10 protein-coding genes are annotated in these 13,212 nt (G+C 65.0%); 7 read left to right on the plus strand and 3 right to left on the minus strand.

Translation table 11 applies throughout. The features are described from left to right. Window positions 1-119: 119 nt before the first annotated feature. Window positions 120-1,610, minus strand: a complete 1,491-nt coding sequence (locus C6558_RS07595; protein WP_025427810.1) for a carnitine 3-dehydrogenase — start codon at window positions 1,608-1,610, stop codon at window positions 120-122. Window positions 1,611-1,621: 11 nt separating this feature from the next. After that, window positions 1,622-2,524 carry a 3-keto-5-aminohexanoate cleavage protein gene (locus C6558_RS07600; protein WP_025427809.1) on the minus strand — a complete coding sequence of 301 codons (903 nt, stop codon included), beginning with the start codon at window positions 2,522-2,524 and terminating at the stop codon, window positions 1,622-1,624. A gap of 108 nt (window positions 2,525-2,632) precedes the next feature. Between C6558_RS07600 and C6558_RS07605 the strand changes: the two genes are divergently transcribed. Next, a complete protein-coding gene (locus C6558_RS07605) occupies window positions 2,633-3,670 on the plus strand; it encodes a GlxA family transcriptional regulator (RefSeq protein ID WP_025427808.1) in 1,038 nt (345 codons plus the stop codon). A gap of 232 nt (window positions 3,671-3,902) precedes the next feature. Here the strand turns inward: C6558_RS07605 and C6558_RS07610 are convergent, their stop codons facing one another. Next, window positions 3,903-5,099: a LysR family transcriptional regulator gene (locus tag C6558_RS07610; protein WP_025427807.1), complete on the minus strand. Its 1,197-nt coding sequence runs from the start codon at window positions 5,097-5,099 to the stop codon at window positions 3,903-3,905. A gap of 209 nt (window positions 5,100-5,308) precedes the next feature. Here C6558_RS07610 and C6558_RS07615 point away from each other — a divergent pair, with 209 nt between their 5' ends. The 6 genes from C6558_RS07615 (at window position 5,309) to C6558_RS07640 (ending at window position 13,050) form a co-directional block, all read left to right on the plus strand. After that, on the plus strand, window positions 5,309-6,847 hold the full coding sequence (locus C6558_RS07615; RefSeq protein WP_025427806.1) for an aromatic amino acid lyase: 1,539 nt from the start codon (window positions 5,309-5,311) through the stop codon (window positions 6,845-6,847). A 42-nt stretch (window positions 6,848-6,889) separates the two neighbouring features. Beyond that, window positions 6,890-8,269: a dihydroorotase family protein gene (locus C6558_RS07620; protein ID WP_057211100.1), complete on the plus strand. Its 1,380-nt coding sequence runs from the start codon at window positions 6,890-6,892 to the stop codon at window positions 8,267-8,269. A gap of 8 nt (window positions 8,270-8,277) precedes the next feature. Beyond that, window positions 8,278-9,537, plus strand: coding sequence for a Zn-dependent hydrolase (locus C6558_RS07625; RefSeq protein WP_025427804.1), 1,260 nt, complete (start codon window positions 8,278-8,280; stop codon window positions 9,535-9,537). A gap of 1 nt (window position 9,538) precedes the next feature. Then, window positions 9,539-10,636 carry a DUF917 domain-containing protein gene (locus C6558_RS07630; RefSeq protein WP_025427803.1) on the plus strand — a complete coding sequence of 366 codons (1,098 nt, stop codon included), beginning with the start codon at window positions 9,539-9,541 and terminating at the stop codon, window positions 10,634-10,636. 111 nt (window positions 10,637-10,747) lie between these two features. Beyond that, a complete protein-coding gene (locus tag C6558_RS07635; protein WP_025427802.1) occupies window positions 10,748-11,077 on the plus strand; it encodes a TfoX/Sxy family protein in 330 nt (109 codons plus the stop codon). Window positions 11,078-11,388: 311 nt separating this feature from the next. After that, window positions 11,389-13,050 carry a urocanate hydratase gene (locus tag C6558_RS07640; RefSeq protein ID WP_107027135.1) on the plus strand — a complete coding sequence of 554 codons (1,662 nt, stop codon included), beginning with the start codon at window positions 11,389-11,391 and terminating at the stop codon, window positions 13,048-13,050. Window positions 13,051-13,212: the final 162 nt, after the last annotated feature.

Raw genomic sequence — 13,212 nt, forward strand, 5'->3', positions numbered from 1 at the left:
GGCTGCAGCATGTTCCTTCGCCCGTTGACGGGGACAAGGTCGCGGCAGCGGGATGAGGGGCGGCCGTCGCCCGACTTTTCCCGCAAAGACTGCCCCTTCCACGTCGAAGGAGCCGTCCGTTAGCGCTTCTGGCCGACGAACCGTCCGGCACCTTCGGGCGTCGGCAGGCCGGCGTGGGCCTCGGTGATCGCCTTCAGCTTGTCCAGGACCTTGGCTGGGGCAGCGACCGATTTGCCGGCCTTGCTGTCGACGTGCAGCATCATCTGCTCGGCGGTTGCGATGGCTTCCTTCGTTTCGGCATTGTAGATCGTCGAGAAGAGATGCAGGCGCTTCTCGTCCGACGACAGAAGCTGGCAGGTCGAATAGAGCGCATCGCCGAGCTTGGCCTCGCCGAGGTTCCGGATATGGGTCTCGACCGTGTAGTAGCTGTGGCCGTCGCGGACATAGTCGAGGTCGACGCCGATCAGGCGCAGCAGGCCGTCGGAGGTATCGCCGAACACCTGGAGATAGCGGTGCTCGGTCATGTGGCCGTTATAGTCGACCCAGGCGGCGCTGACCTTGGTGTCGAGAATGTGCAGCGGCTTGACGTCGCCGAGATCGGCTTCAGGCTTCTTGGCGTTGGCCCAGAGCTTCGCCTCGAAGTCGGCAAGCAGCTTGCCGGCGCCCCAGCCTTCGCCGCCATTGCCCGATTTCAGCGCATGCATGATGCCGACGAGGTTTTCGTCGCGGATGCGCTCGAGCTCGCGGATCGAGCGGCCGGCGGCCTGCGCGTCCGACTGTGCACCGATCTTCTCCACCAGCGCATCGTCGAGATCGACGACATCGGTGAACTTGGTCCAGGGCCATTTCAGGCAGGGGCCGAACTGGGCAAGGAAGTGGCGCATGCCGGCTTCGCCGCCGGCGATGCGGTAGGTCTCGAACAGACCCATCTGCGCCCAGCGCATGCCGAAGGAGTAACGCATGACATTGTCGAGCGTCTCGGTATCGCAGATGTCATCCTGGATCAGCCACAGCGCCTCGCGCCAGAGCGCTTCCAGCAGACGGTCGCCGACGAAGGCCTCGATCTCCTTGGCAATGACGACGCCCTTCATGCCGATCTGTTCGACGCCCTGCATGGCGCGCTCGATCGTCGCCTTCGACGTCTTCTTGCCGCCGACGAGTTCGACGAGCGGCAGCAGGTAGACGGGGTTATACGGGTGCGCCACGAACATGCGCTCGGGGTGCTTCATCTCGGCCTGCAGGTCGGATGGTAGCAGCCCCGAAGTGGAGGAGCCGATCAGCGCGTCAGGTCTTGCGGCGGCATCGATCTGAGTGATGACGCCGCGCTTCAGCTCCAGCCGCTCGGGCACGCTTTCCTGAATCCAATCAGCGTCCTTGACCGTTTCCTCGATGCTTTTGCAGAAGGTGAGTTTTCCCTTCGGCGGCAGCGGCGCCATGGTCAGCATCGCATAGGCGCGCTCGGCATTGGCCATGACTTCGCCGATGATGCGTTCTGCCTCCGGATGCGGGTCGAAGATCTTCACATCGATGCCGGCAAGCGCAAACCGCGCTACCCAGGCGCCGCCGATGACGCCGCCACCGACGCAGGCTGCTTTCGTTATAAGGCTCATGATATCCCCGCTCAGCGCTTCGTCAGCTTCAGTTTCTTGCGGACCTCATCCGGCCCGATGATCTTGGCACCCATGCCCTCGATGAGGCCGACTGCCTTTTCGACGAGCTGACCGTTGGTCGCGAGCTGGCCCTTGCCGATATAGAGATTGTCTTCGAGGCCGACGCGGACGTTGCCGCCGGCAAGGACTGCTGCTGCCGGGTAGGCAAGCGCGTTCCGGCCGATTGAGAAGGCAGAGAAGGTCCAGTTATCCGGCACGTTGTTGACCATGGCCATGAAGGTGTTGAGGTCATCAGGCGCCCCCCACGGAATGCCCATGCAGAGCTGGATCAGCACCGGATCCTCGATCAGCCCTTCCTCGGCGAGCTGCTTGGCGAACCAGAGGTGGCCGGTGTCGAAGGCCTCGATCTCGGGGCGGACACCGAGCGCCGTCATCTGCCGCGCCATTTCGCGCAGCATCGACGGCGTGTTGGTCATGACATAGTCGCCGAGCGAGAAGTTCATGGTGCCGCAGTCGAGCGTGCAGATTTCCGGCAGGCAGTCGGCGACATGGGCAACGCGCTCGGTGGCGCCGGCCATGTCGGTGCCTTTTTCGTTGACCGGGAACGGGCTTTCGACATTGCCGAAAACCAGGTCCCCGCCCATGCCGGCTGTCAGGTTGAGCACGACATCGACATCGGCGGAGCGGATGCGGTCGGTGACTTCGCGGTAGAGATCGAGCCTGCGGGCAGGGGCGCCGGTGTCCGGATCGCGGACGTGGCAGTGGGCCACGGCAGCACCCGCCTTGGCGGCTTCAATCGCCGCATCGGCAATCTGCTTTGGCGTGATCGGAACGTGGCTGGACTTTGAAACGGTGTCTCCGGCGCCGGTGACGGCACAGGTGATGAATACCTCGCGGTTCATGCTGAGCGGCATTGCAGTCTCCCTTTTATTAAAGCCATTACGAGCCAAGAACGGCGGCTCTGCTTTTCATAATCGGTTCTATCTTGTACATTATCGGCAACGATAAGGAGAAGTTTGCGAATGGATCAGAGCGTTTCGCAGGTGCAGCACGCCGACATCCTGGTGTTGCCGGAGACCAACCTGATCCTCGTTGCCTCGGTGATCGAGCCGATGCGCGCTGCCAACCGCATCGCCGGCCGGCCGCTCTACAGCTGGACGCTCTACAGCCCTGACGGCGAGCCGATCGAAACCAAGAGCGGCATCCCCATTCCGGTTGCAGGCGCTTTCCGACCACAGCGCGAAACGGCGCCGCTCTTCATCCTGTCGAGCTACAATTGGCAGCGGAGCGCCACCTCGCAGCTGAAGATGATGCTGTCGCAGACGGCGCGCCATCGCGAGCTGATGGCGGGCATCGAATCCGGCTCCTGGCTGCTTGCCGAAACCAGCTTGCTCGACAATTCCAAAGCCACCACCCACTGGGAGGATTTCGAGGATTTTACCGCCACCTATCCGCAGGTGACGATGGTGCGCGAACGGTTCGTCATCGACGGCAAGCGCATCACCACCGGCGGCTCCCTGCCGACGCTCGACCTGATGCTGGAGCTGATCCGCCGGGCGCACGGCTATTCGCTGGCGCTCGAAGTGTCGCGCCTGTTCATCTACGAACAGGAGCGCACCCGCGGCGACCTCCTGCAGATGCCGGCGATCGGCAACATGCGCATCCTCGACCCCCGTGTCGGCGCCGCGGTCAAGCTGATGGAGGAAACGGTTGAGGCGCCTTTGACGCTCGCGCGGCTCGCCCGCCGCATCGGCGTCGGTGCCCGGCACCTGCGGGACCTGTTTCGCGACACGATGGGGGTGGGGCCGCACGAACATTACCTGGCGCTGCGCCTTAATGCGGCGCGGCGTAAGGTGATCGAGACGCGCATGGAATTTGCCGACATCGCCGCGATCACCGGCTTCAATTCGTCATCATCCTTCTCGCGCAGCTACCGCGCCCATTACCGCGAGAGCCCGAGCGAGACGCGTCGTCGGCTGAAGCTTGGCCATGGAGCCGAGGATCGCGGCCGTTCGCCGGAGGGTGCGATCGGCAAGGCCAAGGCGACTGGACATCCCTAAGGCACGTCGCGCAAAAGTGTTCAGCGGTTTTGCGATGACGACATGCGAAAAAACAAGAGCTTAAAGCGCAGCAAGCGAATCCGAAAGATCGCGACGCGCTTTAGCTGCTCAGGTGGAGACACCGGCTTTGAGGCGACGATGCACCTCATGAGCTGATTCAACGGTGCGGTATTCCTGAGTCGTTTCAGCTGTTTGACGGCAGATCGTGAAGAACTGATTCCGGCGATCCCGATTACGCTGGCGAGGCTGTCGCTGCCTGCGGACCCGTCTTCATCATGCCGATCATCAGGTCGCCGACCTCGCTGGAAAAGGCGCCGCGCGGCCAGATGAGCGTCAGCGACTGGCGGTAGAGCGGCCCTAGCCGGATCATGGCGGGTGGGCGCTGGACCCGCGACAGCGAGGTTTCCGGCAGCACCGAGAGATAGCCATGGTGGCTGACCAGGTTGATGATGACGGGGATGGAATCGACCTCGACCAGTGTCACGCGGCGGTGCTCATGCTCCGTGAGCGTGTCATCGAGAAAGCGGGTGACCTCCCGGCGCAGGCCGCTTCGCACGCTCGGAACGGCGATCGGGCAGGTGGCGAGCAGCCGGGGGAGATCGCCGCCCATTTCCGAAAGGGCCGGTGCCGGACCGGCGAGCACCAGTGCGGTTTCGGACACGAGACGGCCGTCGAAATCTGGTGGAATGCCGGCGATATCGAGCAGGGCGGCGTCGAAGCGCCGGCTCTTGAGACCGGCGAGAAGCTCGTCGGCGGTGGTGCTGGAGATGAACAGCGATTGCCGCGGGCGGGAGCGGTGCCAAGTGGCCGTCAGCGCCGCCAGCATGCGGGCAATCTCGCTTTCCGGCCCGAGCGGCATGACCGCGCCGAGGCGCCAGGTGGTGACGTCGCGGCGGAACCGGTCGGCCGAAGCGCGCGTCAGCCGCGCCCAGATGTCGAGCAGGCGTTCGACTTCAGGGATGATGCCGAGGGCTGTCGGGGTGCAGACGATGCCGCCATGGGACCGCCCGAGCAGCCGGCATTGCAGATGACGTTCGAGGTCGGCGATCTGCCGTGTCAGTTGCGGCTGGCCAAGGCCGAGGGTGCGGGCGGCCGCCCGGATGCTGCCGGCCCGGGCGATCCGGACGAAACGGTCGAGGGCGACGAGGCCGACAGGCGGGATCGCAGTCGGTGGTTCGCCGCTAGCCGTAGTCAGCAGCGCCCGGATTGTGGCGCTTGCTTCGGTCACATCGGCCTGGCGTGCACGGGCCTCCAGCGTTAGGGCCACGAGGCCGCCGTCGCGACGGAAAAGCGGGATCGAAACGGCCTGTTCGAAGCGGCGAACGGCGGCGCTGACGCTCGACGGCGCACGGCTGCTCAAGGTGGCGGCGCGCCTTATGCCGCCTTCGCGCATGACGGCCTCGACGAGCAGGATCGTGGCGATATCCATTGCGTAAGTTCTCCGCCGGCATCGTCGGTGCCACCATGTTCAGAATTTGGCATCGGCCGTTCCGGATTTGGGATATATCACGAGAGCGAACAAAACGCATAGCATGCTGGCAGACGATCCCTCGCCCATAGAGGCGGGATCGCATCAAGTCTTTGCATCCACGCATCGTTTCGGCGTCGAGGCGGATCGCGTGGTAAGGTTCTCGAGGCATGCTGCAACAGGTCAAGTCCATCGTTCTCTGCGGAAAACCGCTCGACTTCGCGACGCTCGAGGAAATCGGCTCGGGTGCGGCGCGACCGGTCGCGGACGAGGGCGGCATGGAGCGGGTGGCGGCTGCCCACAAGGTGATCGCCGATCGCATCGCGCTCGGCCTGCCGGTCTACGGGTCCAACACCGGCGTCGGCTCGATGAAGGACCGGCTCTGGACGGCGGACGATCTGGCGGAGTTCAATACCTCCTTGGTGCGTGCCCATCATTTCGGCACCGGCGAATTTTTTGCGGTGCCGATCGTGCGCAAGGCCATCGCCATTCGCTGCAACACCGCGATGCGCGGGCATACCGGATGCAGCCCCGAGCTGATCCACGCCTTCCTCGCACTCATCGAGCACGACATCATCCCGGCAGTGCGTCGGCACGGCTCGATGGGCTGCGCCGATATCGGCCTGATGGGGCAGATCGCGGCCGTTCTGACCGGGGTCGGCGAAGCCTATCATCGCGGCCGGCTGGTTCCGGCCGAAACGGCGCTTGCCGATGCCGGGCTGACGCCTTTGGTGATGCGGCCGCGCGACGCGCTTGCGGCACTCAGCGTCAATGCGATTGCCTATTCGGCGGCCGCCGACGTGCTGCGCGAGGCGGCAGCGGCCATCCGCGTGCTGCTGGTGACCGGCGTGATGTCGTCGCAGGCGCTTGGCGCTTCGGCTGATCCGTGGCGGGTGGCCGCGACGCTGTCGACGCGGGGCGAGGCGCTGGTCGGCTCCTGGCTCTACGGCCAATCGGGCGTTTCCGACTGGCCCTTGCCGACGGCGATCCATGACCCATTGAGCCTGCGCATGACCGCACAGGTGTTCGGCGCCGTTGTCGATACGCTGCTGGTTGCCGCCGGCCGTCTGGTCGAGGCGACCTATCTTTCCGACGACAATCCGGTGGTGCTCGGCGGCCAGGTGCATGCCTCGGGTGCTTCGCTGCCCTTGACCACGACGCTCTATGTCGAAACGGCGCAAATCGCGTTTTCCCATGTGGCGCGCAACGTGCTCAACCGTTGCATCCTTCTGTCGAACGGCGGGCGCCGCAACCTGCCGGTCAATCTGGTGGCGCCGGGCGAAATCGCCACCGGCCTCGGCCCGCTGATGAAGCTTGCGGTCGAGCTCTACATGCGCGTGCAGTCGATGGCGGTGCCGCTTTCGGCCCAGTCGATCGTCGTTGCCGGCGGGTTGGAGGAAGAGGCGACCTTCCTGCCTTTGATCGTCGAGCGCATGGAAACCCAGGTGCGCGATCTGCGGCAGTTGGCGGCGATCGAGGCGATCCTGTCGTCGCAGGCGATCGATCTTGTCGGCGATGCGCCACACGGCATCGTCAAGCTCGCGCATGAGCGCACCCGCTCGATCAGCCCGATCTATCTGAAGGACCGGCCGCTATCGAAGGAAATCGAGGCGTTGCAAGGCGCGTTTACCTGCCATGACCTGCTGCGCACCTTCGTCACCATGGCGCCGATGCCGGAGTTCGACGACTTCTTTGCGCTGAGCAAGTGATCCAGGCTGATCCAACAAGGCTGATCCGATGGAGAGAACACGATGTCCGATTTCGATCTTGTCCTGAAAGGCACCATCGTTCTCCCGCACCGGATCGTCGAAGGCGGACATGTGGCCGTGCGCGATGGCAAGGTCGTGCATGTCGGGCAGGGGGTGGCACCGGCTGCCCGTGAACGCCACGATCTCGGACGCGCAATGATCCTTCCCGGCGCCATAGACGCGCAGGTGCATTCGCTGTCGCAGAAGAACCAGGAGGATTTCGTCTGGTCGACGCGCTCGGCCGCGGCCGGCGGTGTGACCACGATCGTCGACATGCCCTATGACGAAGGCAATCTCGTCTGCTCGGCGGAGGCCGTTGGGCGCAAGGTCGCCCATGCGAGCCCGCAGGCGCGGGTCGACTTCGCCCTCTACGGCACGGTCGACCCCGAGGAGGGGCCGGCCCGCATCCTCGAAATGGTCGAGGCCGGCGTTGCCGCCTTCAAGTTCTCCACCTTCGGCACCGACCCCAAGCGCTTTCCGCGCATTCCCGCAGCGCTGCTCGAGGATTGCTTTCGCGCGATCGCGCCGACGGGGCTTACAGCCGGGGTGCACAACGAGGACGACGAGGCGGTGCGCGGCGCGATCGAAAAGGTCAGGGCCGCTGGGATCACCGATTATCGCGCCCATGGCCTTTCCCGTCCGCCGCTCACCGAGCTCTTGGCGACCAACCAGATCTACGAAACGGGTGCTTCGACCGGATGCCCGGCGCATGTGGTCCACTGCTCGCTCGGGCGCGGCTACGAGATTGCCGACGCCTACCGGCGCCAGGGCCACGCGGCGACGATCGAATGCTGCATCCATTATCTGACGCTCGACGAGGAGAACGACGTTCGCCGGCTTGGCGGCAAGGCGAAGATCAATCCGCCGATCCGCCCGCGTGCCGAGGTGGAAAAGCTATGGCGGCATGTGGCCGATGGCACGGTGACGATGGTTTCGACCGACCATGTCAGCTGGTCGGAGGATCGCAAGACCAATCCGGACATGCTCGCCAATGCCTCCGGCGTGCCGGGTCTGGAGGTCATGGTGCCGCTGTTCGTCAAGGGCGCGCTTGAGCGCGGCATCCCGCTGACGCGGGCGGCCGAGCTGATGACGCTGAACCCGGCGCGGCATTTCCGGCTCGACCACCAGAAGGGCGCGCTGGAGGCCGGCAAGGACGCCGATATCATCGTCATGACGCCCGAGCCCTATACCTATGATGCGGCGACAAGCGGTCACAACGTCGTCGGCTGGTCGCCCTATAACGGCATCAGGCTGCCCTGGCGGGTGTCTGCCACCTATCTGCGCGGGTCGCTTGCCTTTGACGGGCGCGCCGTCGTCGCCAAGCCTGGCACCGGCGCCTTCGTTCGCCCGCTGCAGACTTTGCCTTTGCAGGAGGCCCGATGAGCACGAGCATCAAGACCAATCTGCCGGTGGATGCCAGCCGGATCGCCGGCATCGTCAACGGGCTTGCGGGGATCACGGAGCCGGATCGGCCCTATACCCGCCGGGCTTTCACGCCGCTGTTTCTGGAGGGCCGCGCCTTCCTCGATCGCCGCTTTCGTGCGGCGGGGCTGGAGACGCGCATCGATGCGGCCGGCAATCTCATCGGCCGGCGCAAGGGGCGAAAGTCCGCGCTCGGAACGCTGATGCTTGGTTCCCACTCCGACACGGTGCCGGAGGGCGGTCGCTTCGACGGCATTGCCGGCGTCGCCGCGGCACTTGAAGTGGCGCGCGCGCTTTCCGACGGCGGCATCGAACTCGATCACGACCTGGAGATCGTCGATTTCCTTGCCGAGGAAGTGTCGATCTTCGGCGTTTCCTGCGTCGGCAGCCGCGGCATGGCCGGCATCCTGCCGGATGGCTGGCTGAGCCGGGTGCAGGGCGAACTGAGCCTGCGGCAGGGCATCGTCGAAGTTGGCGGCGATCCGTCGCGGCTGCCAGCGCTCAAGCGTTCCGACATCAAGGCCTTTCTGGAACTGCATATCGAGCAGGGGCCGGTGCTGGAGACCGGGCGCCTGGATATCGGCGTCGTCACAGCGATCTCCGGCATCACCCGCATCGAGATCATCGTCGAAGGGCAGGCCGACCATGCCGGCACGACACCGATGGACCACCGGCGCGATGCGCTTGTCGCAGCCTCCCGGTTGGTGCTGGCAATCGAGGCGCTGGCAACCGAATTCTCCAAGGGCGAGGGACACTTCACCGCGACCGTCGGCGAGTTCTCGATCGAACCGAACGCCGCCAATGTCGTGCCGTCGCGGGCGCGGTTGCTGATCGATGCACGTGCCGAACTGCAGCCGCAGATGGAGAAATTCATCGTCGAACTGGGCGCGCTTGCCGCGCGCGTTGCCGGTGAGGCCGGCGTGACCATCGCGCCCGCCAATGTTATCTCCGACAATCATCCCACACCCGGCGATCCGCTGCTGCTTTCGACGCTGGAGGAAAGCTGCGGCCAGATCGGTGCCCGCCACCGGCGCATGGCCTCCGGAGCCGGGCATGACACCGCGTGGATGGGGCGCATCACCCGCTCGGCGATGATCTTCATTCCGTGCCGGGGCGGTCGTTCGCACGCCCCGGACGAGTGGGCGGAGAACGACGATATCGCGCTAGGCACTGCCGTGCTCTTCGATGCCGTCAGAAGACTCGACAAACAATTGCAGGAGAAGGTTTGAGATGGGTCGGATATTGACGGAGAAGGATGTCGAAGCTGCGGTCAAGGGCGGCTCCGTCTATGCCGCCGGCGGCGGCGGCTGGGCCGATCACGGCCGCATGCTCGGCTATGCCGCGGTCTCGATCGGCAAACCGGAACTGGTGTCGGTCGACGAGCTTGATGCCGACGACTGGGTGGCGACAGCAGCCGCCATCGGCGCGCCGGCCTCGACCACCCCCTGGGAAATGCGCGGCGTCGACTACGTCAAGGCGGTGCAACTGCTGCAGGAGGCGCTCGGCGAGAAGCTTTCGGGCCTGATCATCGGCCAGAACGGCAAGTCCTCGACGCTCAATGGCTGGCTGCCATCGGCGATCCTCGGGACCAAGGTGGTCGATGCGGTCGGCGACATCCGGGCGCACCCGACCGGCGACATGGGCTCGATCGGCCTTGCCGGGTCGCCTGAACAGATGATCCAGACCGCCGTCGGGGGAAATCGCGACGAGAACCGCTATATCGAGCTGGTGGTCCGCGGCGCGACCGCCAAGGTCTCGCCGATCCTGCGCACCGCCTCCGACATGTCCGGCGGTTTCATCGCCTCGTGCCGCAATCCGGTCCGCGCGTCCTACGTCAAGGCGAATGCGGCGCTCGGCGGCATCTCGCTGGCGCTGGCGCTCGGCGAGGCGATCATCGCGGCGGAAGCCAAGGGCGGCAGCGCGGTGATCGATGCGATCGTCAAGACGACCAATGGCGCGATCCTTGCCGAAGGCACGATCACCGACAAGTCGGTCACCTACACCAAGGAGGCCTTCGACATCGGCACGGTGACGCTGGGGAAGGGGGCTGACTCAACGGTATTGCACGTGATGAATGAATACATGGCGGTTGACTCTGCGGAAGGCCGGAGGCTTGCCACCTTCCCTGACGTCATCACCACGTTGTCATCAGAGGGCGAACCCTTGAGCGTCGGCCAACTGCGGGTCGGCATGACGATCTTCGTGCTGCATGTGCCGAAGTCGGTGATCCCGCTTGCGTCCAGCGTGCTCGACCCGACGGTCTACCCCTCGGTCGAAAAGGCGATGGGCATAGAGCTCGCCCGCTACGCTCTGGCCGGGCGGTCGTAGAGCATGTCCAGGAAAAGCGCGAAGCGGTTTGCCGTCCGGAAATGCAAGAGAACAATGAGGTAAAGCGTTTCCAGATTTCGTGTGCACAGGAAACGCCAGGGGAGAGAGGTCATGGCGCGGGATGCGGGACTTGAGGAACTGATCAAGGACGAGATCGCCGGGCGGCCGGGGCTGTCGGAAAAGGCGATGTTCGGCGGCTGGGCGTTTCTGCTCAACGGCAACCTGCTCTGCGGCGCGCGCGAAGGATCGATGCTGGTGCGGCTCGGCAAGGGCAATGACGGCTGGGCGCTGGCGCTGTCCGATGTCGAACTGATGGTGATGAACGGCCGCGCGATGCATGGCTGGGTGCGGGCCGGGGCAGACGCTTATGGCGACGACGCCGTGCGCAAGCGGCTCATCGATGCGGCGACTGCCTTCGTCGAAACGTTGCCGCCGAAGTGAATGCAGAGAGTGGTTTTGCCCCTCACCCTAACCTCTCCCCGTAGGCGGGGAGAGGCGACGTCGTTGCGACCCGGGGCGGCAAGCCGTGGTTATTCTTCTCGCCGAGAAGGGGAGAGGCACGATTGTGATGAGATGGCGCGTTGGCAGCGAGCAGGGGAGCCGTTTACGCCCCCGGCCTGTGGGCGATGGACCATAGCGGCTTCGCACGCGATGTTCGCCGCAAGCTGTGAACAATCCCCTCTCCCCTTGCGGGGAGAGGGTTAGGGTGAGGGGCAGCGAGCTGCCTCGCGACAACGAAGAGGAACGAGACGATGCCCAAGGCCAACCCCCGTCACCCGAACTTTCCGATCCCCGGCGGACTGGTGCTGCGCGCCAAGGGCTGGCGGCAGGAGGCCTTGCTGCGGCTACTCGAAAACGTGCTTTCTGTCGGCGAGGATCCGGACAACCTCATCGTCTATGCCGCGCTCGGCAAGGCCGCGCGCAACTGGCCGGCGCACCGCGCCATCGTCAAGACGTTGATCGAGATGGACGAGGACCAGACGCTGATCATCCAGTCCGGCAAGCCGGTCGGGCTGCTCAAGACCCATGCCAAGGCGCCGCTGGTGATCATGGCCAACTGCAACATCGTCGGCCAATGGGCCAAGGCCGAAGTCTTCTACGAGCTGCAACGCAAGGGGCTGATCTGCTGGGGCGGGCTGACGGCCGGGGCCTGGCAATATATCGGCAGCCAGGGGGTGATCCAGGGCACCTACGAGATCTTCATGCGCATTGCCGAGCGGCGGTTCGGCGGCGATCTTTCCGGCCGCTTCGTGCTGACGGCCGGGCTCGGCGGCATGGGGGGCGCGCAGCCGCTTGCCGGCCGCATGGCGGGCGCCGCCATCCTCTGCGTCGATATCGACCCGGAGCGGGCGAAGAAGCGCCGGGAGATCGGCTACCTCCAGGAGATCGCACCGGATCTGGATACGGCACTTGCGATGATCGATGCGGCGGTCCGGGACAAGCGGGCGCTCTCCGTCGGGCTCATCGGCAACGCCGCCGAGGTCTACCCGGAAATCGCCCGGCGCGGCATCGTGCCCGACGTGGTTACCGACCAGACCTCGGCGCACGACCTCGTCTACGGCTACGTGCCGAAGGGCATGACGGTCGATCAGGTGAAATCGCTGCGTGACGACGGCCAGGGCCATCTGATGGCCGCAAGCCGCGCCTCGATCGTCGAGCATGTTACGGCGATGCTCGAGTTTCAGAAAAAGGGCGCGGAAGTCTTCGACAACGGCAACCTCATCCGCACCCAGGCGCGCGAGGGCGGCGTTACCAACGCCTTCGACATTCCAATCTTCACCGAGGCCTATTTGCGCCCACTCTTTGCCCGCGCCATCGGCCCCTTCCGCTGGATGGCTCTGTCCGGCGAGGAGAGCGACATCGCGCGCATCGACGACCTGCTACTCGAAATGTTCCCGGACAACAAGATCGTCACCAACTGGATCAGGCTTGCACGCGAGCACATCCCGTTCGAGGGCCTGCCGGCGCGCATCGCCTGGCTCGGCCATGGTGAGCGCACAGCGCTGGCCCGTCGCGTCAACGAACTGGTGGCGTCGGGCGAATTGAAGGGACCAGTCGCCTTTTCGCGCGACCACCTCGATGCCGGCGCCATGGCGCATCCCAACATCATGACCGAGCGGATGAAGGACGGATCGGACGCGATCGCCGACTGGCCGCTGCTCGACGCCATGCTGCTCTGCTCCTCGATGGCGGATCTCGTCGTCGTGCATTCGGGCGGCGGCGGCTATGCCGGCTACATGACGAGCTGCGGCGTGACGGTGGTGGCCGACGGCACGCAAGCTGCCGACGAGCGGCTCGACCATGCGCTCACCAACGACACCGCACTCGGCGTCATCCGCTACGCCGATGCCGGCTACGACGAGAGTTTTGAGGAGATCGCCGCCAAGGGCATCGGGCACATTGCCCTGACATAGCCAGGGGCCGGCGTCTTGCCACCGTCTCTCCGAGAGGATCGTCGACGCCTTGGTATCGAGCAGTGCGCGAGCTACAGCGCCGCGCGTACGCGCGAAGGTCGTTGTAGCACTTTGAATTGCCGCATGTTTCCTTAAATCGAATACGATTTATGGAAACGCGGT

Origin of the sequence: Ensifer sp. NM-2 (genome assembly GCF_003024455.1) — a bacterium.
Classification (GTDB): Bacteria; Pseudomonadota; Alphaproteobacteria; order Rhizobiales; family Rhizobiaceae; genus Ensifer; species Ensifer canadensis.